General features: G+C 67.3%; 23 protein-coding genes. 11 read left to right on the top strand and 12 right to left on the bottom strand.

The genetic code is table 11. The features are described from left to right. Positions 1–100 precede the first annotated feature (100 nt). Both fabA and fabB read left to right on the top strand, forming a co-directional pair. The gene (gene fabA, locus EDF74_RS17365) at positions 101–616 is read left to right on the top strand and encodes a 3-hydroxyacyl-[acyl-carrier-protein] dehydratase FabA (protein WP_070471641.1); all 516 of its coding nucleotides are present in this window, start codon (positions 101–103) and stop codon (positions 614–616) included. Then, positions 616–1,824, top strand: coding sequence for a beta-ketoacyl-ACP synthase I (gene fabB / locus EDF74_RS17370; RefSeq protein WP_123731281.1), 1,209 nt, complete (start codon positions 616–618; stop codon positions 1,822–1,824). The genes fabA and fabB overlap by 1 nt, the downstream gene beginning before the upstream one ends. 98 nt (positions 1,825–1,922) lie before the next feature. On the opposite strand, the gene EDF74_RS17375 is transcribed toward fabB, so the two are convergent. The 3 genes from EDF74_RS17375 to EDF74_RS17385 are packed head-to-tail and all read right to left on the bottom strand — an operon-like array spanning position 1,923 to position 4,434. Continuing rightward, positions 1,923–2,615 carry an HAD family hydrolase gene (locus EDF74_RS17375; RefSeq protein ID WP_123731282.1) on the bottom strand — a complete coding sequence of 231 codons (693 nt, stop codon included), beginning with the start codon at positions 2,613–2,615 and terminating at the stop codon, positions 1,923–1,925. Beyond that, entirely contained in the window at positions 2,612–3,316 is a 705-nt protein-coding gene (locus tag EDF74_RS17380) for a pseudouridine synthase (protein ID WP_123731283.1), read from the bottom strand. The genes EDF74_RS17375 and EDF74_RS17380 overlap by 4 nt, the downstream gene beginning before the upstream one ends. Beyond that, positions 3,313–4,434, bottom strand: a complete 1,122-nt coding sequence (locus EDF74_RS17385) for a class I SAM-dependent methyltransferase (protein WP_123731284.1) — start codon at positions 4,432–4,434, stop codon at positions 3,313–3,315. Before EDF74_RS17385 ends, EDF74_RS17380 begins: the two co-directional genes overlap by 4 nt. Positions 4,435–4,577: 143 nt before the next feature. On the opposite strand from EDF74_RS17385, the gene EDF74_RS17390 reads away from it, so the two are divergent. Continuing rightward, positions 4,578–4,841, top strand: a complete 264-nt coding sequence (locus tag EDF74_RS17390) for a hypothetical protein (RefSeq protein WP_123731285.1) — start codon at positions 4,578–4,580, stop codon at positions 4,839–4,841. Positions 4,842–4,872: 31 nt separating this feature from the next. On the opposite strand, the gene EDF74_RS17395 is transcribed toward EDF74_RS17390, so the two are convergent. Next, on the bottom strand, positions 4,873–5,163 hold the full coding sequence (locus tag EDF74_RS17395; protein WP_123731286.1) for a DUF3247 family protein: 291 nt from the start codon (positions 5,161–5,163) through the stop codon (positions 4,873–4,875). Positions 5,164–5,228: 65 nt separating this feature from the next. Further along, a complete protein-coding gene (locus EDF74_RS17400; RefSeq protein ID WP_123731287.1) occupies positions 5,229–7,217 on the bottom strand; it encodes a hybrid sensor histidine kinase/response regulator in 1,989 nt (662 codons plus the stop codon). 236 nt (positions 7,218–7,453) lie between these two features. On the opposite strand from EDF74_RS17400, the gene EDF74_RS17405 reads away from it, so the two are divergent. Beyond that, on the top strand, positions 7,454–8,020 hold the full coding sequence (locus EDF74_RS17405; protein ID WP_123731288.1) for a DUF3016 domain-containing protein: 567 nt from the start codon (positions 7,454–7,456) through the stop codon (positions 8,018–8,020). A gap of 8 nt (positions 8,021–8,028) precedes the next feature. Here EDF74_RS17405 and alr read toward each other — a convergent pair whose 3' ends face one another. Both alr and EDF74_RS17415 read right to left on the bottom strand, forming a co-directional pair. Continuing rightward, the gene (gene alr / locus EDF74_RS17410; protein ID WP_123731289.1) at positions 8,029–9,102 is read right to left on the bottom strand and encodes an alanine racemase; all 1,074 of its coding nucleotides are present in this window, start codon (positions 9,100–9,102) and stop codon (positions 8,029–8,031) included. Then, positions 9,081–10,391, bottom strand: a complete 1,311-nt coding sequence (locus tag EDF74_RS17415) for a D-amino acid dehydrogenase (protein WP_123731290.1) — start codon at positions 10,389–10,391, stop codon at positions 9,081–9,083. Before EDF74_RS17415 ends, alr begins: the two co-directional genes overlap by 22 nt. Positions 10,392–10,540: 149 nt before the next feature. On the opposite strand from EDF74_RS17415, the gene EDF74_RS17420 reads away from it, so the two are divergent. After that, positions 10,541–11,020 carry an Lrp/AsnC ligand binding domain-containing protein gene (locus EDF74_RS17420; RefSeq protein ID WP_123731291.1) on the top strand — a complete coding sequence of 160 codons (480 nt, stop codon included), beginning with the start codon at positions 10,541–10,543 and terminating at the stop codon, positions 11,018–11,020. Between the two features lie 86 nt (positions 11,021–11,106). On the opposite strand, the gene EDF74_RS17425 is transcribed toward EDF74_RS17420, so the two are convergent. Both EDF74_RS17425 and EDF74_RS17430 read right to left on the bottom strand, forming a co-directional pair. Further along, on the bottom strand, positions 11,107–11,277 hold the full coding sequence (locus EDF74_RS17425) for a lana protein (protein ID WP_123731292.1): 171 nt from the start codon (positions 11,275–11,277) through the stop codon (positions 11,107–11,109). A 172-nt stretch (positions 11,278–11,449) separates the two neighbouring features. Next, positions 11,450–11,869 (bottom strand): classical arabinogalactan protein 4, encoded by a 420-nt coding sequence (locus tag EDF74_RS17430; RefSeq protein ID WP_123731293.1) that lies wholly within the window; start codon positions 11,867–11,869, stop codon positions 11,450–11,452. 128 nt (positions 11,870–11,997) lie between these two features. On the opposite strand from EDF74_RS17430, the gene msrB reads away from it, so the two are divergent. The 5 genes from msrB (at position 11,998) to EDF74_RS17455 (ending at position 15,262) form a co-directional block, all read left to right on the top strand. Continuing rightward, positions 11,998–12,465, top strand: coding sequence for a peptide-methionine (R)-S-oxide reductase MsrB (gene msrB / locus EDF74_RS17435; protein WP_123731294.1), 468 nt, complete (start codon positions 11,998–12,000; stop codon positions 12,463–12,465). Positions 12,466–12,556: 91 nt separating this feature from the next. After that, on the top strand, positions 12,557–13,411 hold the full coding sequence (gene motA / locus EDF74_RS17440; RefSeq protein WP_123731295.1) for a flagellar motor stator protein MotA: 855 nt from the start codon (positions 12,557–12,559) through the stop codon (positions 13,409–13,411). A 9-nt stretch (positions 13,412–13,420) separates the two neighbouring features. Next, entirely contained in the window at positions 13,421–14,365 is a 945-nt protein-coding gene (gene motB, locus EDF74_RS17445; protein ID WP_123731296.1) for a flagellar motor protein MotB, read from the top strand. 103 nt (positions 14,366–14,468) lie between these two features. Further along, complete coding sequence (locus EDF74_RS17450) at positions 14,469–14,972, top strand: hypothetical protein (RefSeq protein WP_123731297.1); 504 nt, start codon at positions 14,469–14,471, stop codon at positions 14,970–14,972. Positions 14,973–14,986: 14 nt separating this feature from the next. Continuing rightward, the gene (locus EDF74_RS17455; protein WP_123731298.1) at positions 14,987–15,262 is read left to right on the top strand and encodes a DUF4031 domain-containing protein; all 276 of its coding nucleotides are present in this window, start codon (positions 14,987–14,989) and stop codon (positions 15,260–15,262) included. Positions 15,263–15,310: 48 nt separating this feature from the next. Here the strand turns inward: EDF74_RS17455 and EDF74_RS17460 are convergent, their stop codons facing one another. Beyond that, positions 15,311–15,853, bottom strand: coding sequence for a DUF6630 family protein (locus EDF74_RS17460; RefSeq protein WP_123731299.1), 543 nt, complete (start codon positions 15,851–15,853; stop codon positions 15,311–15,313). 136 nt (positions 15,854–15,989) lie between these two features. Between EDF74_RS17460 and EDF74_RS17465 the strand changes: the two genes are divergently transcribed. Next, positions 15,990–16,241 carry a DUF3297 family protein gene (locus tag EDF74_RS17465; protein WP_123731300.1) on the top strand — a complete coding sequence of 84 codons (252 nt, stop codon included), beginning with the start codon at positions 15,990–15,992 and terminating at the stop codon, positions 16,239–16,241. Positions 16,242–16,386: 145 nt separating this feature from the next. On the opposite strand, the gene EDF74_RS17470 is transcribed toward EDF74_RS17465, so the two are convergent. Together EDF74_RS17470 and EDF74_RS17475 are read right to left on the bottom strand one after the other, a co-directional pair. Next, a complete protein-coding gene (locus tag EDF74_RS17470) occupies positions 16,387–18,030 on the bottom strand; it encodes a Na+/H+ antiporter (RefSeq protein WP_123731301.1) in 1,644 nt (547 codons plus the stop codon). 161 nt (positions 18,031–18,191) lie between these two features. Further along, positions 18,192–19,001, bottom strand: coding sequence for a dioxygenase family protein (locus tag EDF74_RS17475; RefSeq protein ID WP_123731302.1), 810 nt, complete (start codon positions 18,999–19,001; stop codon positions 18,192–18,194). Between the last annotated feature and the right edge of the window lie 53 nt (positions 19,002–19,054).

Consider the following 19,054-nt stretch of genomic DNA (forward strand, 5'->3'; position numbering starts at 1 on the left):
TCACTTTTTCTCATGCACTCTTGAGCACTTGCTTCATGCAAGAGCAGTCGACCTGTGGTCGGCTCACCCCGATGACAACTTCCTCAGGATTGCGTTTTCCATGACTCGTCTCAACGCGTTCTCGCGCGACCAGCTGCTGGCCAGCGCCCGCGGTGAACTGTTCGGCCCGGGCAGCGGCCGCCTGCCCAATGATCCGATGCTGATGTTCGATCGCATCACCGATATCCGCGAGGACGGCGGCCCACACGGCAAAGGCATGGTACGCGCGGAACTGGATATCCGCCCTGACCTGTGGTTCTTCGACTGCCACTTCCTCGGCGACCCGGTCATGCCCGGGTGCCTCGGCCTGGATGCCATGTGGCAGCTGACCGGCTTCTTCCTGACCTGGATCGGTGCGCCCGGCCGTGGCCGCGCCCTGGGCTGCGGTGAAGTGAAGTTCACCGGCCAGGTGCTGCCGAGCGCCAAGCGCGTCACCTACGAAATCGACATCTCGCGCGTCATCAACCGCAAGCTGGTGATGGCACAGTCCGACGCCCGCATGCTGGTGGACGGTCGCGAAATCTACTCTGCCAAAGACCTGCGTGTAGGTCTGTTCACTTCCACTGAGAACTTCTGATGCGTCGCGTCGTCATTACCGGAATGGGCATCACCTCGTGCCTGGGCAACGATCTGGACACCGTGTCCACTGCATTGCGTGAAGGCAAGGCCGGCATCCGCCACCTGCCCGATCATGCCGAAGCCGGCCTGCGCAGCCATGTCGGCGGCAACATCGAGCTGGACCTGGATGCGCAGATCGACCGCAAGGTGAAGCGCTTCATGAGCGATGCGTCGGCGTATGCGTACATCGCCATGCGCGATGCGATCGCCGATGCCGGCCTGGACGAGGCGCAGGTCGCCAACCCGCGGACCGGCCTGATCGCCGGCTCCGGCGGCGGCTCCAGCCAGTGGCAGGTGGAATCGGCCGACATCCTGCGCGCCCGCGGCGTGCGCAAGGTGGGCCCGTACATGGTGCCGCGCACGATGTGCTCCACCGTGTCGGCCTGCCTGGCCACGGCGTTCCAGATCAAGGGCCTGAGCTACTCGCTGTCGGCCGCCTGCGCCACCTCCGCGCATTGCATCGGCGCCGCCGCGGATCTGATCCGCCATGGCGCGCAGGACGTGATGTTCGCCGGTGGCGGTGAAGACCTGCACTGGTCGATGAGCGTGATGTTCGATGCGATGGGCGCCCTGTCGACCCGCTTCAACGACACGCCCGCCTCGGCCTCGCGCCCGTACGACAAGGACCGCGACGGCTTCGTCATCGCCGGTGGCGGCGGCATGCTGGTGCTGGAAGACTACGACCACGCCGTGGCCCGTGGCGCGCGCATCTATGCCGAGCTGGTCGGATACGGCGTCACCTCCGATGGCGCCGACATGGTCGCCCCGTCCGGTGAAGGCGCGGTGCGCTGCATGAACATGGCGATGGAGCACATCACCGCCCCGATCGACTACCTCAACACGCACGGCACCTCGACTCCGCTGGGCGACGTCACCGAGCTGAAGGCGGTGCGTGAGGTGTTCGGCGAGAGCATTCCGCCGCTGTCCTCGACCAAGGCGCTGTCCGGCCATTCGCTGGGCGCGGCAAGCGTGCACGAAGCGATCTACTGCCTGCTGATGATGCGCGATGGCTTCATCGCCGGCTCGGCCAACATCGGCGAGCTGGACCCGCTGGTGGAAGGCTTCCCGATCGTGCAGCAGACCCAGCCGGCACAGCTGAACACCGTGATGTCCAACAGCTTCGGCTTTGGCGGCACGAATGCGGCGCTGGTGTTCAGCCGCCTCTGAGTACCGTCTGGATCCGCATGAAAAAGCCCGGCCATGTGCCGGGCTTTTTCGTGGTGCACGCGATCAATGCCCGGTGTATCGGCAAGCCGGGCGGGACATCACCGCGCGCCGGTCACCGGCAACAGCGGCATCAACAACGCCCGGGCATCCAGCAGCGAATCCACGATGCGATGCCCCAGCGCGCGCAGCTCTTCATCCGGATGCACCAGGTCCGGCACCTGGATCGCGGTCATCCCCGCACCCACGGCCGCGCGGATACCGGCCGGGGAATCTTCCAGCGCCATGCAGCGCGCCGGGTCCTTGCCCAGCTTCTGCGCCGCCAGCAGGTAGATGTCCGGGGCGGGCTTGGGATGCGCGACATCGCTGCTGGTCACCACCACCTCGAAGAACGGCAGCAGCCCGGCCGCCGCCAGCTTGCGCGAGGCACGCGGCTGGCGGGTGGAGGTCGCCACTGCACGTGGAACGCCATGTTCGTGCAGCAGCTGCAGGATCTCCAGGATGCCGGGGCGCAGCGGCAGACCCTGCTGCGTGCGCGCTTCGTACAGTTCGTGGCAACGCGCGAACAGCGCGGTGACCTGCTCGGCAGTGACCGTCTGCAGCAGCAGGCGTTCGCAGTCGCGGTCGCCCAGACCCACCATGCGCAGCCAGAAGCCCTCCGGGAACGGCAGCGCCAGCTCCTGCGCCGCCTGCGACCAGCACGCGATCGAGACGCGCTCGCTGTCGATCATCAACCCGTCCATGTCGAAGATGACGGCGTCGGGCAGGAACGGCAGCGCGGCGAAGGCGGTCATGGGACGTTGAACAGCGTCTCGAGATCGGCCGCATCGAGCATGCGCCACTCACCTTCAGGCAGCTCCCCCAGCGACAGCCCGCCGATGCGGCTGCGGTGCAGCGCCTCGACGTGGTTGCCGACGGCCGCGAACATCCGGCGGGCCTGGTGGTAGCGGCCTTCGTGCAGGACCAGCTGCGCCTGGCGCGGACCGTTCACGTGCAGCTCGGCCGGCAGCAGGGGCTTGTCGTCCGATTCCAGCAGCAGGCCGCCGCTGGCGAAACGCGCGGTTTCATCGCCGCGCAGGTCTTCGGCCAGGGTGACCTCGTAGGCCTTGTCCAGGCGCGACTTCGGCGACACGATCCGGTGCAGCAGCGCGCCATCGTCGGTCATCAGCAGCATGCCACTGGTGTCGCGGTCCAGGCGGCCCACCGAGGACAACACCGGCGCACGGTCGCGGTAGCGCGGCGGCAGCAGGTCGTAGATCAGCCGGCCCTTGTCCTTGGTCGAACAGGTGTAGCCGCGCGGCTTGTGCAGCAGCAGGGTCAGCCCCTGCGGCGGGTCCAGCGGCTCGCCCTCGACCCGGATCGCCTCATGCGCGACCGCGTCATCGGCGTACAGCACCTCGCCCTCGGCATCGGTGATCAGGCCGGCACGGAACATCCCCTGCACCTGCTTGCGGCTGCCATAGCCGAGGTTGGCCAACAGCTTGACCAGCTTCATGCGCGGCCTCCGCGGCCCCACTTCGGCTCGGTGCTGCGCGGCGTGCGGACCGGCGTGGCACTCTTGCTGGCCTTGGTCGCTTCGATCAGCTTGAAGCCATCGCGCTCGGCAGCCACCCGGACCTGGCCGAAGCTCTCGTTGAGAATGTGCTCGTACGGCAGGTGACGGTTGGCCACCAGCCACATGCGACCGCCCGGGCGCAGCGCCTGCGCGGCCACGGCGATGAAGCGCTGGCCGATATCCGGGCGATCCGCGCGCGACGGGGTGTGGAACGGCGGGTTGGTCACGATGAAGTCGTACTCGCCCTCGATCCCGGCGGTGACGTCCTGCCAGTGATAGGCCAGCGCCGCCGGCTTGCCGAGTGCGGTCAGGTTCTCGCGGGCCAGCGCCAGCGCGCGGCCTTCAGCCTCGTACAGGTCCAGCGCGGTCACGTTCGGGCAGCGCGCCAGCACTTCGGCGGACAGATAGCCGAAGCCGGCGCCCAGATCGGCGCCACGACCGGCCAGATCGGCCGGCAGCTGCTCCACCAGCAGCGCCGAGGCGGGATCGATGCGGTCCCAGGCGAAGATGCCCGGGCGGCTCTGGAAGCGGCCGCCAAGGATCGCGCGCGGCGCGTCCAGGGTTGCCCAGCGCTGCGCGAGCGCGGCGTCGTGCTGGCCGTTGAGCGGCGCAGTCCAGTAGGCACGGCAATGGTTCTTGGTCAGCTTGCCGCCGAGGCCGGCCAGCTGCTGCAGGTCGCCTTCGCCGGAGCGGGCGCCTTCGTTGTTGTGCTGGCAGGCCACCACGATCCCGCCCGGGGCGGTCAGGGCCAGCGCACGGGCGAACAGCGCCTTGGCTTCCTCGCGCTGGCGCGGTGGCAGCACCAGCACCACGGCGTAGCGGGTGGCATCACCGGCCAGCTGCTGCTCCTCACGTACGGTCCAGCCGCTGGCTTCCAGGGCGTCGGCAAACGGGCGGAAGCTCTGCTCGCAGAGCAGCTGCGCCGGCTGGGCGTGCTCGCGCAGCGGCGCGCCATCGCGGGCGCGCAGGAACAGCACGGGGCCGGCCGGCCAGGACAGCACGCCACTGGCGAACGGCAGGAACAGGGTTTCCAGGGGAGCGTCGTGCTGGGCAGCCATGCGGAGGGCACATCTTGAAAAGAGGCCGCCATTCTACCGGTTCGCCCCGCCAGCCCCGGATTTGCGTTTATTCAACGTCCTGTTGATGCCCTGACAACATCCAAACCGGCAGGGTGGAGCCTCACTTCCCGTGGAGATGGCTCATGCGTGCATTGTTTGTCGGTGGCGTAGTCGACAACAGCGAGATGGACATGGAGGGCAGCCAGCCACCGGTGCACTACCCCGAAGATACCGGCGGCGGCCATTCGCGCTACCGCCTCCACCAGGTCGGCAAGACCGCCGACGGCAGCGTGGCCTATGCGGTCTACGGCGCGCCGGACCTGGCCGACGAAGAGGTGGCCCGCATCGCCGATGAGCGGGCGTATGCGCGCCGTTTCGAGGCTGAACCCAGCGAGTTCATCCACTGACGCCGCCCTCCGCCGGGCCTGCCCGCCGCGGTCACTCGCGGTAGGGCAGCTGCCGGATGGCCTTGATCTGGTCCAGCCACACCACGTGCTGCTGGACCGGCGTATCCAGATCGTCCAACCGCAGCTGGCCATTGCTGCCTTCGTTTTCCTCGGCGTCGCGGTACTGCTGCAGCGTCGGCTGCGCGGCCACCGTGCCGAGCAGGCGGCTGCCATCGTCCATGGTGAGTTCGACCTGGGTCTGGCCGTGCAGCTGCGGCAACAGCGCCTCCAGGGCCGCGATATCGGCCGGCTGGGTGTGGATGCGGGGGGCGTAACGGGACATGGCAACTCCTGTGGCGTATGGCCTAAGTGTGCCGCCGGCGACGTCAACACGCCGCCAACGCTTACTCAGCGGTTGCCGCCCAGCACACTGCGTACGGCAGCCACCAGCTGGGCAACCGAATACGGCTTGGCCACATGCTCCTGGAAGCCGGAGGCCAAGGCCCGCTTGCGGTCATCCGCCCGTGCCAGCGCGGTCACGGCCACGGCCGGCAGGGCATCTGCCTCGACCCCCATGTTGTCGCGCAGTGTGCGTACCAGACCATAGCCGTCCATCCCGGGCATGCCGATATCGGTCAGCAGCGCGTCGATGCCGTCATGGCCTTTCTCGTTGAGCAGTGCCAGCGCTTCGCCGGCCGAAGACGCCGTGGTGACCGAGGCGCCCTGCTCTTCCAGCAGCCGCCGGAGGTACTCCAGCACTTCGGGCTGATCTTCCACAGCCAACAGGTGCAGGCCTTTGAGTGGATACGGCTCGATGATCTGCTCGGTGATCGGGCCGCTGAACACTTCGCGCAGCGGACGACCGTCGGCCTGCGGCTGGTAGCGCGGCAGGCGCACGTTGAAGGTGGCACCGTGGCCATGGCCGTCGCTGCTGGCGGCCACCGCACCGCCATGCAGCTCCACCAGCTGCTGCACGATCGCCAGGCCCAGGCCCAGGCCGCCATGTCGGCGCGTGGTGGTCCCGTCCGCCTGGCGGAACCGGCTGAACAGGTGACGCAGGAACTCCGGCGCGATGCCGTCGCCGGAATCGGTGACGCTGATCGACCAGTGCCCGCCGTCCGCTGCCAGAGTGAGTACCACCCGGCCCTCGGCCGGGGTGAACTTGATCGCGTTGGACAGCAGGTTCCACAGCACCTGCTGCAGGCGCGTGGCATCGCCGAGGACCAGGCACGGTTCCTCCGGCATCACCAGCTCCATGGTCAGGGCCTTGCCTTCGGCCACCAGCTCCTGCGCGCGCATCGCCTCTTCCAGCTGGGTGCGCAGATCGAGCATTTCCACTTCCAGCTGCACCTTGCCCAGCAGCATGCTGCTCAGGTCCAGCATGTCCGAGATGAGCCGTTTCTGCGCCATCGCACTGTTGGCGATCACGCCCAGTCCCTTGTACATCGGGCTGGTGTTGTCGATGCGCTGGAGCAGCAGCTCGCTCCAGCCCAGGATGGTGGTCAGCGGCGTGCGCAGCTCATGCGAGAGCGTGGCCAGGAATTCATCTTTCAACCGCGCCATGTTTTCGGCGGCACTGCGCGCAGCGCGCTCGGACTGCAGCAGTTCCTCGCGCGCCATTTCGATCTCGCGGCGCTCGGTCACGTCCGGGCTGCTGCCGGCGAGACCGATGAAACGGCCCATGCGCGAGAACCGCGGCCGGGCGTTCATTTCCAGCCAGCGCCACTGGCCATCGGCGCGCCGACCGCGGACCAGGGCGTGCATGGACCGCTGAGATTTCAGCGATTCCTGGAGCTCATAGTCGAAGACCGAGGCATCGTCAGGATGGACCAAGCCACGCCAGACATCGTCGGGCACGCGCTGCTCATCGCCGCCGAAAAACTCACTGAAGGCGCTGTTGACGAAGCGCGAATGGCCGCGCTCGTCCAGCACCCAGACCGGCATCGGCAGGCCATCGGCCAGCGCACTGAAACGCGCTTCGCTTTCAGCCAGCTCCACTTCGATGTGCTTGCGGTGGGTGATGTCGAAGAACACCACCGCCACCAGGTGCTCGTCCGGCTCGCCCACGCTGACCGCTTCCACCGAGTACCAGCGGCCCAGCGCCCGCGCTTCCATCTCGAACTGGCGTGCCTGACCGCTGCGCGCCACCTCGCCATAGGTGCGGTACCAGTCCGGCTCGTGCCCTGGCTGCAGGCTGCTCATCCGCTGGCCGCAGACATTGCTCAGCCCGGTATTGCGCGAAAACGCCTCGTTGACCTCCACGAACCGGTAATCCACACCCACGCCTGCGTCGTCGAAGATCACTTCGATGATGCAGAACCCCGCATTCAGGCGTTCAAGTACCGTGCGATACAGGGCCGGATCCGGCGATGAAGCCAGGAAGGAGGCGCGTTCCAACGTTGAGGTAGGCAGGCTGGGCAAGGGCGTCAATGGGGCAGCTGGCGAAACAGAGGGACACAGGATCAGCCAATGCGCGTATTCGCAGTGTCAAGCGCAGTGGGGACTCGGGGTGCCGGCGGGATGAATTGGCGCCAACGGCAACCGCCGAGCATACACGCGTGGATTGTGGGCCACCCGGTTCGGGATCACACTGAGGACCTGATCCCACCCGTGATCGCGACGCAGGAGTTGTCATGAACCGCACATCCCTGATCGCCGGGGCATTGGCCGGCCTGCTGCTCATCGGCAGCGCCACCGCGGCCCCGCGCACCGTGACCGACCCGCAGGCACCGCGCGCGCTCGAGACCGCAGGCCCGGTCCAGGTGAGCTGGAGCGACCCTGCCCAGTTCACCGAGATCCGCCAGAGCAACAACCGCTTCGAGGCCGAACGCGGCGACTGGGTGCAGCAGCTGGCCAAGTATGTGCAGACCACGGCCAGCAAACAGCTGCAGCCCGGGCAGACGCTGGAGGTGACCTTCACCGACATCAAGCGCGCCGGCGACTACGAGCCGTGGCATGGCCCACGAGCCGACGACATCCGGGTCATGCGCGATATCTACCCGCCGCGCGTGACACTGACCTATACGCTCAAGGATGCGCAGGGCCAGGTGATCGGTGAAGGCGAGCGCAAGCTGCAGGACACCGGCTACCTGCACAACATCGGGCGGCAGAGCGACACCGATCCGCTGCGCTACGAAAAGCGCCTGCTGGAGGATTGGATCCGGCGCGATCTGCGCAACGAGGCCACGGCCAGCAACTGAGGGATGCCTCAGCCGCCGGCGTACTCGCGCACGACCCGCTTCACGCCGCACGGCAGCTGATATGCGCTGACCCCGCACAGCGGCGCCAGGGCTTCGATGCGCGGGGCATCGCCCCATAGCGTCACCGTGCTGCCGATGCCCGCCTGTGGCAGGTGGGTCAGGTCCACGGTGAGCATGTCCATCGAGACCCGGCCGATCACGATGCCCGGCTGGCCATCGATGCGGACCGGGGCGCCATTCGGCGCGAACTGCGGGTAGCCATCGGCGTAACCGAGCGCGACCACCCCGACGCGGGTCGGCCGCTGCGCGACGAAGCGCGCGCCATAGCCGACCGGCTCGCCCACGGCGATATCGCGGACGGCGAAGATCTTCGAGCGCATCGTCATGACCGGGCGCAGACGCTCGGTCAGCGCCGTGTGCGCCGGCATCGGGTTGATCCCGTACAGCATCAGGCCCGGGCGCACCCAGTCGCTGCGCACGTCCGGCCAGCCCAGCAGCGCCGGTGAGTTGCACAGGCTGGTCTGCCCGGCCAGGCCCTCAATGGCCGCGGCGAACACATCGGCCTGCTCGCGGGTACGCGGGCTGTCCAGCTCGTCGGCACGCGCCATGTGGGTCATCAGCACCATCGGCCCGACATGCGCCAACGCACTGAGCGTGGCATGCGCGGCGCGGAATTCGTCCGGCCACAGGCCCAGCCGGTGCATGCCGCTGTCCAGCTTCAACCACACGGTGAGCGTGGCGGTGGTCTGGAACGCGGCCACCGCCTCGACCTGCCACGGTGCACCAACGGCAAACCACAGGTCGTGCTCGACGATCAGCGGCAGTTCGTCGGCATCAAAGAAACCCTCCAGCAGCAGGATCGGTCCGGTGATGCCGGCCTGGCGCAGTTCCAGCGCTTCCTCGATGCAGGCTACGCCAAATGCATCGGCCTCGGCCTGCAGCGCGCGGGCGCAGCGCACCGCACCGTGCCCGTACGCATCGGCCTTGATCACCGCAACGGCTTTGCCGCCCCCCAGTTCGCGTGCCAGCCGGTAATTGCTGCGCAGCGCGTCCAGATCAATCAACGCACGGGCTGGGCGCATGAACTCGGCTCACGGTGACGGACGGATGCGGCGTGGTGGTTGTAGCGGAAGATATCCAGGCCTTCGGTGCTGATCTGCGGCTGGCGGGCATCCATCAGGTCGGCGAGGTAGCGGCCGGAGCCGCAGGCCATGGTCCAGCCCAGGGTGCCGTGGCCGGTATTGAGGAACAGGTTGCGGTACGGCGTGGCGCCGACCACTGGGGTGCCGTCCGGCGTGGCCGGGCGCAGGCCGGTCCAGAACTCGGCGCGCGACAGGTCGCCGCCCTCCGGGTACAGATCGCGCACCACCTTCTCCAGCGTGGCGCGGCGGCGCGGCGAAAGGGACAGGTCGAACCCGCCCACTTCGGCCATGCCACCCACGCGGATGCGGTCGTCAAAGCGGGTCACGGCCACCTTGTAGCTTTCATCCAGGATGGTCGAGGTCGGGGCCATCGCCGGGTCGGTGATCGGCAGCGTCAGCGAGTAGCCCTTGAGCGGGTACACCGGCAGCTGCATGCCCAGCGGGGCGACCAGCGACGGCGAGTAGCTGCCCAGCGCGACCACGTAGTGATCGGCGGTTTCCAGCTTGCCGTCGATGCGCACGCCGGTGATGCGGTCGCCCTCGCTCTGCAGGCCGGCGATGTCCTGATCGAAACGGAATTCGACCCCGGCATCGACGCACATCTGCGCCAGGCGACGGGTGAACAGCTGGCAATCGCCGGTCTGGTCGCGCGGCAGGCGCAGCGCGCCGACCAGCGTGTCGGCCACGCCGGCCAGCGCCGGTTCGTAAGCGATGATGCCGTCGCGGTCGAGCACCTCGTAGGGCACGCCGTACTGGGCCAGCACCTCGATGTCCTGGGCGGAGGCATCCAGCTGCTGCTGGGTACGGAACAGCTGGGTGGTGCCCAGGTCGCGGCCTTCGAACTCGATGCCGGTTTCGCGGCGCAGTTCGTTGAGGCAGTCGCGGCTGTACTCGGACATGCGCACCATGCGCGCCTTGTTGATCGCATAGCGCTCATGGGTGCAGTTGCGCAGCATCTGCGCCAGCCAGCGGTACTGGTGCCAATCCAGGCCTGGGCGGATCGCCAGCGGCGCATGTTCGGAGAACAGCCACTTGACCGCTTTGAGCGGCACGCCCGGGGCGGCCCACGGGGAGGTGTAGCCGAACGACAGCTGGCCCGCGTTGGCGAAACTGGTTTCCAGCGCCGGACCGGGCTGGCGGTCGACGACCGTGACTTCAAACCCGGCCTGCCGCAGGTACCAGGCACTGGTCGTGCCGATCACACCGCTGCCAAGGACTAGAACGCGCATGACACCTCTCCAACCCGATCATTCCCTGCGCAGGAGCACGCCGGGACCATAATTGAGGAAGTATAGTCAGCCCAAACCAATCAATTCGCCTGTTTTTGAGCCTACAGGCAGGGTATTGTCCTGCAAACCCCCTTGAGAGGCTGACGCCGATGGCCGTGCGTGCCCGCGAACTGGACAAGATCGACCGGAAAATCCTGCGCATCCTGCAGGTGGAGGGGCGCATTTCCTTCACCGAACTGGGCGAGCGGGTCGGGCTGTCGACCACCCCCTGCACGGAGCGCGTACGCCGGCTGGAGCGCGACGGAGCCATCACCGGCTACTACGCCAAGCTCGATCCGCACTACCTCAAGGCCAGCCTGCTGGTGTTCGTGGAGATCAGCCTGGCCTACAAATCCGGCGACATCTTCGAGGAGTTCCGGCGCGCAGCGTTGAAGCTGCCCAATGTGCTGGAGTGCCATCTGGTCTCGGGCGATTTCGATTACCTGCTCAAGGCCCGCATCAGCGAGATGGCCTCGTACCGCAAGCTGCTCGGCAGCACCCTGCTGACCTTGCCACACGTGCGCGAATCCAAGAGTTACATCGTGATGGAAGAGGTCAAGGAGACCCTGACCCTGCCAATTCCGGATTGATCCCGTCGCTTGGCTGGGCTGGGGGCTGAGACGCAAAAAAGGCGGCGCGCCTGTGCGCACCGCCTTCGTTCATTGCGTCAAGCGCATCAGCGCTGCTGTTTCTGGTCCTGATGCTTCTGGTCCTGCTGCTTGCCGCCCTTTTGATTCTGCTGGTCCCACTGCTGCTGGTTCTGCTGGCCGGGCTTCTGGTTCTGTTGCTGACTGCCCTGCTGCTCCTGCGGCATCTTGCCGGGACTGCGGTTCTGCTGGTTAGCCATGATTGCACTCTTCTTGAAAACCTCGGGGATGCGCTGTGTTCCGGCGCACGCACAGGGTCCCGCCGATCCGGTTAATCACAGGCGAAAAAACGGTGAGGCGATGCGTTGACGGGGATGACTGCGGGTCCTCGATGTAAACCGTTCAGATGACACCCGCAGCCGTTGCAGGGGATCACGGCTTGATCTGCTGCCCATCCGCGCTGGGAAGCGAGTCGTAGTAACGGCCCGTGCGCGTATCGAGCACCCGGTTCGGCCCGACCTGCCGGGCCCCCGGAATGATCCGGCCATGGCGGTCGTAGACCTTGCCCTGCACTGCGGGCCCCTGCATCGGCGCAGGCTGCGACGGCCCCTTGCTCTGGATGGGGTGCGTACGCAGCTGTTGCTGGGTCTGCGCGGACGACTTCACCGGCGCCAGCTGGCCAGAGAGACTGTCGGCCGGTGCCGGCTGCACCGGCGTGGGCAGCGGGACGGGAGTTGGCTGGGGAGTGACGACCGGACGCGTCGCGGTGGGCTTGGGCGGCGGACCGATCTGCGCACCTGCCGCCAAGGGCAGCACCACCAGCAGGGCGGCGAGGCAGCGTGAGCGGTACATGGCAATCTCCCGGGCAGCGGTTCAGACCTTCACCATGCACCGGCACGGGTATCAGCGCGATGAACGACGCCGGCTTGGAACGTGCCACGCCCGGCCCTATGTAGAGAGTCTCCCCGTGAGGACTGCCCATGACTGCTTTCGACCTCTCCCCGCCCAGTGACGCCCAGCGCCAGACCCTGATCGCCGGCCTCAGCGCCGATGAGCAGCGCGTGCTGCTGCATCACGGCACCGAAGCACCGTTCTGCGGGGTCTTCCTGGACAACAAGCAGGACGGGGTCTATGGCTGCCGTCTGTGCGGGCTGCCGCTGTTCCGCTCCAGCACCAAGTTCGACTCCGGTACCGGCTGGCCGAGCTTCTTCGCCCCCTTCGATCCGGCCCATGTGCGCGAGATCCGTGACGCCAGCCACGGCATGATCCGCACCGAGATCGTCTGCGCCCGCTGTGACAGCCATCTCGGCCATGTGTTCCCGGACGGCCCGCCGCCGACCCACGAACGCCATTGCCTCAACTCGGCGTCGCTCGCGTTCACGCCGAACGGCCAGCCCTACCCGGACCCGCTGCAGCGCGCGGGCGCCGAGGCTGAGCCCGCTGCCTGAATTCGCAAAAGTGTGACATTGAGCGAACGCCCCCCTTCAGAAAAGGGGTGAACGGGCCGACATGGAGGTATCCCCTCCCCGCGTCGGCCCCATGCTCATCATCGTTGGATTCCTCGTCGTCATCCTCAGCGTGCTCGGTGGTTACGTGGGCGCGCACGGCAAACTCGGCGCGCTGTGGCAGCCGTATGAACTGGTCATCATCGGCGGCGCGGCGCTGGGCGCCTTCCTGGTGGGCACCCCGATCAAAACCGTGAAGCAGACCCTGCAGGCCACGGTGGGTGTATTCAAGGGCCCGGCCTACAAGCAGCAGGACTACATCGACGTCCTGAGCCTGTTGTACGAACTGCTCAACAAGGCCCGCCGCGAAGGCTTCATGGCGCTGGAAGACCACGTCGAGCGCCCGGCCGAAAGCAGCATCTTCGCCAATTACCCCAAGGTGCAGGCCGACCACCATCTGGTCGACTTCATCACCGACTGCCTGCGCCTGATGATCGGCAGCAACATCGAGCCGCACGAACTGGAACCGCTGCTGGAGATGGAGCTGGAGAAGCACCACGCCGAAGCCATGCAGCCCTCGGCGGTGCTCAACAAGGTCTCCGACGGCCTGCCCGGTTTCGGCATCGTGGCCGCGGTGCTGGGCATCGTGATCACCATGGGTTCCATCGGCGGCGCCATTGAAGAAGTCGGCGCGCACGTTGCCGGCGCACTGGTCGGCACCTTCCTCGGCATCCTGCTGGCCTATGGCTTCGTCAGCCCGCTGGCGGCCGCGGTGGAAGCCCGCGCCGAGCAGGACAGCCGCATCTACGAGTCGGTCAAGACCGCCTTGCTGGCCTGCCTGCGGGGCTACAACCCGAAGATCGCGCTGGAATTCGCCCGCAAGACCCTGCCGTCGAACGTGCGCCCGGGCTTCAGCGAATTCGAAGCGCACCTCAAGACGGTCAAGTAAGGCACCGCCATGGCCGAGAACAAACCCACCGTCATCGTCCGCCGGGTCAAGAAAGGCGGCCATGCCGCCCACCATGGCGGTGCCTGGAAGGTCGCCTACGCCGACTTCGTCACCGCGATGATGGCCTTCTTCCTGGTGCTGTGGCTGATGGCCGCCACCACCAAGCCCGAGCGGGCGGCCATTTCCGAGTACTTCCGCAACCCCAGCCCGCTGGTCGGACAGAGCTCGACCCCGGCCCCGGGCATGGCCGGCCCGGGCGGTGCCAGCACCTCGATGATCAAACTGGGCGGCGCCACCGATATCTCGCGCGGCAACAGCAACGACCCGTTCCAGAACCAGCAGGCCGCCAAGCCGGTGCCGCAGACCGATCGCGAGCGCGAAAAGCAGCAGCTCGAAGCGCTCAAGCAGGAGCTGGAAGAAGCCATCAGCAAGAGCCAGGCACTGGAGCCGTTCAAGGACCAGCTGCTGCTCGACCTGACCCCGGAAGGCCTGCGCATCCAGATCGTGGACAAGCAGAACCGCCCGATGTTCGACATGGGCAGCGCCACGCTCAAGCCCTATACGCGCGAGATCCTGCGCGAGCTGTCGCAGTTCATCAACCACGTGCCGAACCGGATCAGCATCACCGGCCACACCGATACCACTGCGTACAACGCCGTGCATGGCTACAGCAACTGGGAGCTCAGCGCCGACCGCGCCAACGCCGCCCGCCGCGCCCTGCTCGACGGGGGGATGACCGAAGACAAGGTGACCCGCGTGGTCGGCCTGTCGTCCTCGGTGCTGTTCGACAAGGCGCAGCCGGACAACCCGATCAACCGGCGGATCAGCATCGTGGTGATGACCAAGGCCGCCGAGATCGCCGCGCTGGCGGGGGCAGGCCAGGAAGTGGCGCTGTCGCCCACCGCCGCCGACGCCGATATCCAGGCGGCGCTGGCGCCGGCTGTCGCGCCTTAAGGGGCGCGGCGGCGGGGGCTGCAGGCGGAATTCAGGGAATCCGTGGAGCCGGCCGGCGGCCGGCACTACAATGGGTCTTCCCTTTTGTAGATAGACGGCACTCATGTCCAAGCAGTCCAAGGCCAAGCGCGACAAGCGCAAGAAGCAGCAGCCCAAGCGTCCGATCAACCGCCTCAACGCCCAGCAGCCGGTGCAGAACCATGCCGTGCTGACCAACGAAGAAGGCCAGGTCGTCGCTGCGATCGGCCTGCAGGGCACCGAGTGGCTGCTGGCCATCGGCGGCCAGACCATGGGCAACGCCGACAACCCGGTCCCGATGCTGGCCATGCTCAAGCACCTGTCCAACGTCCAGGAAAAGGAAGGCCGCAAGGTCAACCTGGAGTACTCGACCCAGCTGCAGCAGCTGATCGACGACCTGGCCGCTGACGAAGGCAAGACTGCCGACGAGTACCTGTCGCAGCTGGTCTCCGAGTTCGAAGGCGTGGAAGGCGAAGGCGAAGGTGACGACGAGGCCGAAGACGCCGAGATCGTGACCGATGCTGCCGTCGAAGCCGATGCCGACGCCGAGCCGGCCCCGGCCGCCAGCGACGACAAGCCGCAGGCCTGAGCCACGGCCACCCGGTGACGGTCTATATCGACGATGCGGTACATCCCTGGCGTGGTGAACGCTGGGCGCATCTGATGGCCGACACCCTGCCCGAGCTGCACGCCATGGCGGCGCAGCTCGGGATTCCGCGGCGGGCGTTCCAGAACCGCCGCAGCGGCGCGCATTACGACGTGCCCGCCCCGCTGCGCCTGCAGGCGATCGCCCTGGGCGCACAGGCCATCTCACGGCATACGGACCGCGCGCTGGTCAAAGCGGTCATCTCCAACGCGCGTGGGCAGTACCTGCCCTAGGCGCAGGTGCCGACCGTTGGTCGGCACACGCAGACCGCAATCGCGCCCTCAGAACGGATCGCTGCCCGGCCGCACTTCCACGCCCAGCAGCGAGCACAGCGCCAGCATGGCATCGTCATCGCGGTTGAGCGCCATCCACCCGGCCAGGGTGCCATTGCCCGTATCCACGCTCCACAACGCGTAGTTGTGCTCGCGCAGGCGGTCATGGGCGGTGGCCATCAGCATCGGGGCATCCACCTCGGCGGCGAAATCCTCATCGTCCAGGTCGCCGCCCCAGTCGATCTGCAGGTTCCAGCGCGCGGACAGCTCGTTGACCGCCGACATCAGCGCATCGGCATCGCTGCGTTCCACCTCGAACCCGGACTGCCAAGCGATCGCCGCCATCGTCGGCGGCAGCCAGTCGGCGTCCTCATCAATGCCTTCGCCGCTCTCCAGCAGGGCCTCGCGCCAGCGATTGAACTGCTGCAGGGCCAGTTCCTCATCGCCCGGGTTGATCAGCACGAACAGATTCCAGATCCGTGCCTCGAAATCGTCTTCGTCGAAATCGCGTTCCTCTTCTTCGAAGTCGAAATAATCGCTGTTGTCGGGCATGGCCGGTATTCCTGGAGACAGGGGCGCATTCTGCCGTGCAAGGGCGTTGGCAGGAAGCGAAATTCGGCGCGGGGCCCGCTGCGGTTTATCCTGTACGGCAGAAGGCGGCCTTGGTGGTCGTCAGCATCCTGTGACCATGAGCGATACCCCTCCCGATCACCTGGCGATCAATCCGGCCAGCCCCTTCCACGATGCCGCTGCGCTGGAGCGCGGCGTGGGCATCCGTTTCAACGATGTCGAGCGCGACAATGTTGAAGAGTATTCGGTCAGCGAAGGCTGGATCCGCGTGCAGGCCGGCAAGGCCCGCGACCGCCGCGGCAACCCGATGACGATCAAGATCAAGGGCACCGTGGTGGCCTATTTCCTGGATCAGAAGCCGGAAGCCTGATCCCACGTCTGCCGGCGACGCCTGATCCACGTCTGCCGGCGGTAGAGCCACCCCATGGGTGGCTGCGCGGACCCACTGGAACCCAGGCGTCCGGGACGAAGGGCAGCCACCCATGGGGTGGCTCTACCCGTGACACGGTGCGGCCTCAATCGCGTTGCCGCGTCTCCAGCAGGTCCAGATTGCGGATCAACCTGCGTGAGATCTCATCGGAAATCTTGCCGCGCCGGGTCAGGCGGAACAGCTCTTCTCGCTCGGCGGTGAGCCCGGCGGTGCGCAGTTGGCGGTAGCCCTGCTCCATCCGCTTGACCTTGTCCGGATCGGCATCCGGCCCCGCTTCCTTCTCCAGATTGCGCTGGTACAGCAGGCTCACCCGGGAGGCGGCGTCGTTGTAGAGCTGCACGTTCTCGGTGGTCTGGTTCTGCACCAGCTGCTGGCGCGTGCGCTCCACGCCGGCCAGCGCGGCCTTGGCGGCCAGCTTGCGGGCCAGGTCCTCCTCTTTGCGCTCGCCCGAATCGGCCGGCAGTTCCAGGCCCTTGAGCAGGCGCGGCAACGCGATGCTGGCGCCGACCAGCGAGAACAGGATCACCGCCGCGGCCAGGAAGATCACCAGATCACGCGCCGGGAAGGCGCTGCCGTCGGGCAGGAACAGCGGCAGGGTCAACACGCCGGCGAGGGTGATCGCCCCGCGCACCCCCGCCACCGAAGTGGCCACCACGATCCGCCAGGACGTGCCCTGCCGGGCCTCGCCACGATGACGCGCGCGCAGCAGGCTCCAGCGCAGCGACAGCCATACCCAGGCCAGGCGCAGCAGCACCAGCGCCAGATTGATCACCACCACGTAGACCAGCAGCCACCACGCGCTGTGGTGCCCGCTCTCGCTGACCGTCTTGATCGCGCGCTCCACGATGCCCGGCAGCTGCTCGCCGAGCAGCACGAACATGATGCCGTTGAAGCTGAACTGCAGCATGTTCCACACGGCGGTGCGCTGCACGCGCATGCTGCCGGACACGCGGCCGCTCAGTTCCACATAGCTCATCGTGATGCCCGCAGCGACCGCCGAGAGGATGCCCGAGGCGTTGAATTCTTCGGCCAGCAGGTAGGCCGCGAACGGAATCAACAGATTGACCAGCAGCGCCGCGCCCGGCTCCTCGCCGAAGCGCCGCCACAGCCAGCGCTGGAACGTGGAGACGCCCAGCGTCACCGCGACACCGATCGCCAGTCCGGCCACCGCCACCCACAGGAACGTCAGCGAGGCAGTCGCCAGCGAGAACGAGCCGGTCATCACTGCCGCCACCGCAAAGCGGAAGCAGACCAGCCCGGAGGCATCGTTGAGCAGCGACTCGCCTTCCAGGATGTGCATCAGCCGCTTGGGAATCGGTGCACGCGAGGCGATCGAACTGACTGCCACCGGGTCCGTCGGCGAAATGATCGCGGCCAGGGCGAACGCCACCGCCAGCGGCATCACCGGGATCATCCAGTGGATCAGGAACCCGGCCCCGATCACGGTGAACACCACCAGCCCGAAGGCCAGCTCCAGGATCACGCCTTTATCGCGGAACAGACCCTGCTTGGGGATGCGCCACCCATCCAGGAACAGCAGCGGCGGCAGGAACAGCAGGAAGAACATCTCCGGCTCGAGCGCGTGGCCGCGGTTGAATACCCCGGCAATGACCGCGCCCAGCCCGATCTGCACCAACGGCAGCGGCAGCGACAACGGCAGTACGCGGACCAGGTAGCCGCTGGCGACCACCGCCACCAGCATCGCCAGGACGACTTCAATGGTATGCATGCATTTTCCAGTAAGCAGCGCGGGGGAGGCTGCAGGCAGCCGGCGCCGGAAACAGGAAAAAACGTACCACACGTGCGCCGCCACGCGAACGCGCGGGGCGCGCCAGGCTCAGTTTGCGGACAGCAGCTGCAGGCATGCGCACCCGCTCGCCTGCAGGGCACTCACGCGGCGCGCTGCTGCGCGTCGGCGCCGTCGAAGCGATAGATGTCCATCGCCAGGAAGCCAGCATCGATCCCGGCATCGATACGCTGCGCGCCGAGCGCATCGCCACCGGCTGCGCCCATCGCGACGTGCAGCGGCTGCAGGTGCTCGTCGCTGGGGTGTGCCTGCGCGGCATGCGGGGCCTGACGGCGGTAGTCCAGCAGGGCGGCGCTGTCATCGGCCTGCAGGCGCTGCTCCACCCACTCGATGAAGGGCCGCACATACGGCGCTTCCTTGCCGTCCTGGTAGCTGCGCCAGTCGTGCAGGTTATGGGTGATGCTGCCCGAGCCGATCAAGAGCACGCCCTGCTCGCGCAGCGGGGCCAACGCGCGCCCCAGCGCGAACTGATGGGCCGGCCCAAGCAGCGGCTGGATCGCCAGCGGCACGACCGGGATATCCGCCTGCGGGTACAGAAAGCGCAGCGGCACCCAGGCACCGTGGTCGAGACCGCGCTGCGGATCGATCGCGGTCGACAGGCCGGCCGCGGTCAGCCGCTGCGCAATCTCCTGCGCCAGCGCGGGGTCACCCGGTGCCGGGTACTGCAGGTCGAACAGCGCCTGCGGAAAACCGCCGAAATCGTGGATGGTCGGCGGCTCGGCATGCCCGCCGACCACAGGTTGATGGGTCAGCCAGTGCGCCGAGGCCATGACGATCGCGCGCGGACGCGGCAGGCGCGCCGCCAGGGCCGCCAGGCGCTCGCCGACCAGACCGGGGTTGAGTGCGGTCATCGGCGAGCCGTGGGAGATGTACAGCGAGGGCAAGCGGGACATCACGAACTCCAGTAGCGCTACGACGGCCCTGAGCTTATTGCGTGCAGCCCTGC

The sequence above is a fragment of the Stenotrophomonas rhizophila genome, from assembly GCF_003751305.1.
Taxonomy (GTDB): Bacteria; Pseudomonadota; Gammaproteobacteria; order Xanthomonadales; family Xanthomonadaceae; genus Stenotrophomonas; species Stenotrophomonas rhizophila_B.

What these genes read in the sequence shown, in the direction of transcription:
- fabA (WP_070471641.1), top strand. Translation starts at nt 101, where the DNA reads ATGACTCGTCTCAACGCGTTCTCGCGCGACCAGCTGCTGGCCAGCGCC.
- fabB (WP_123731281.1), top strand. Translation starts at nt 616, where the DNA reads ATGCGTCGCGTCGTCATTACCGGAATGGGCATCACCTCGTGCCTGGGC.
- EDF74_RS17375 (WP_123731282.1), bottom strand. Translation starts at nt 2,615, where the DNA reads ATGACCGCCTTCGCCGCGCTGCCGTTCCTGCCCGACGCCGTCATCTTC.
- EDF74_RS17380 (WP_123731283.1), bottom strand. Translation starts at nt 3,316, where the DNA reads ATGAAGCTGGTCAAGCTGTTGGCCAACCTCGGCTATGGCAGCCGCAAG.
- EDF74_RS17385 (WP_123731284.1), bottom strand. Translation starts at nt 4,434, where the DNA reads ATGGCTGCCCAGCACGACGCTCCCCTGGAAACCCTGTTCCTGCCGTTC.
- EDF74_RS17390 (WP_123731285.1), top strand. Translation starts at nt 4,578, where the DNA reads ATGCGTGCATTGTTTGTCGGTGGCGTAGTCGACAACAGCGAGATGGAC.
- EDF74_RS17395 (WP_123731286.1), bottom strand. Translation starts at nt 5,163, where the DNA reads ATGTCCCGTTACGCCCCCCGCATCCACACCCAGCCGGCCGATATCGCG.
- EDF74_RS17405 (WP_123731288.1), top strand. Translation starts at nt 7,454, where the DNA reads ATGAACCGCACATCCCTGATCGCCGGGGCATTGGCCGGCCTGCTGCTC.
- alr (WP_123731289.1), bottom strand. Translation starts at nt 9,102, where the DNA reads ATGCGCCCAGCCCGTGCGTTGATTGATCTGGACGCGCTGCGCAGCAAT.
- EDF74_RS17415 (WP_123731290.1), bottom strand. Translation starts at nt 10,391, where the DNA reads ATGCGCGTTCTAGTCCTTGGCAGCGGTGTGATCGGCACGACCAGTGCC.
- EDF74_RS17420 (WP_123731291.1), top strand. Translation starts at nt 10,541, where the DNA reads ATGGCCGTGCGTGCCCGCGAACTGGACAAGATCGACCGGAAAATCCTG.
- EDF74_RS17425 (WP_123731292.1), bottom strand. Translation starts at nt 11,277, where the DNA reads ATGGCTAACCAGCAGAACCGCAGTCCCGGCAAGATGCCGCAGGAGCAG.
- EDF74_RS17430 (WP_123731293.1), bottom strand. Translation starts at nt 11,869, where the DNA reads ATGTACCGCTCACGCTGCCTCGCCGCCCTGCTGGTGGTGCTGCCCTTG.
- msrB (WP_123731294.1), top strand. Translation starts at nt 11,998, where the DNA reads ATGACTGCTTTCGACCTCTCCCCGCCCAGTGACGCCCAGCGCCAGACC.
- motA (WP_123731295.1), top strand. Translation starts at nt 12,557, where the DNA reads ATGCTCATCATCGTTGGATTCCTCGTCGTCATCCTCAGCGTGCTCGGT.
- motB (WP_123731296.1), top strand. Translation starts at nt 13,421, where the DNA reads ATGGCCGAGAACAAACCCACCGTCATCGTCCGCCGGGTCAAGAAAGGC.
- EDF74_RS17450 (WP_123731297.1), top strand. Translation starts at nt 14,469, where the DNA reads ATGTCCAAGCAGTCCAAGGCCAAGCGCGACAAGCGCAAGAAGCAGCAG.
- EDF74_RS17460 (WP_123731299.1), bottom strand. Translation starts at nt 15,853, where the DNA reads ATGCCCGACAACAGCGATTATTTCGACTTCGAAGAAGAGGAACGCGAT.
- EDF74_RS17465 (WP_123731300.1), top strand. Translation starts at nt 15,990, where the DNA reads ATGAGCGATACCCCTCCCGATCACCTGGCGATCAATCCGGCCAGCCCC.
- EDF74_RS17470 (WP_123731301.1), bottom strand. Translation starts at nt 18,030, where the DNA reads ATGCATACCATTGAAGTCGTCCTGGCGATGCTGGTGGCGGTGGTCGCC.
- EDF74_RS17475 (WP_123731302.1), bottom strand. Translation starts at nt 19,001, where the DNA reads ATGTCCCGCTTGCCCTCGCTGTACATCTCCCACGGCTCGCCGATGACC.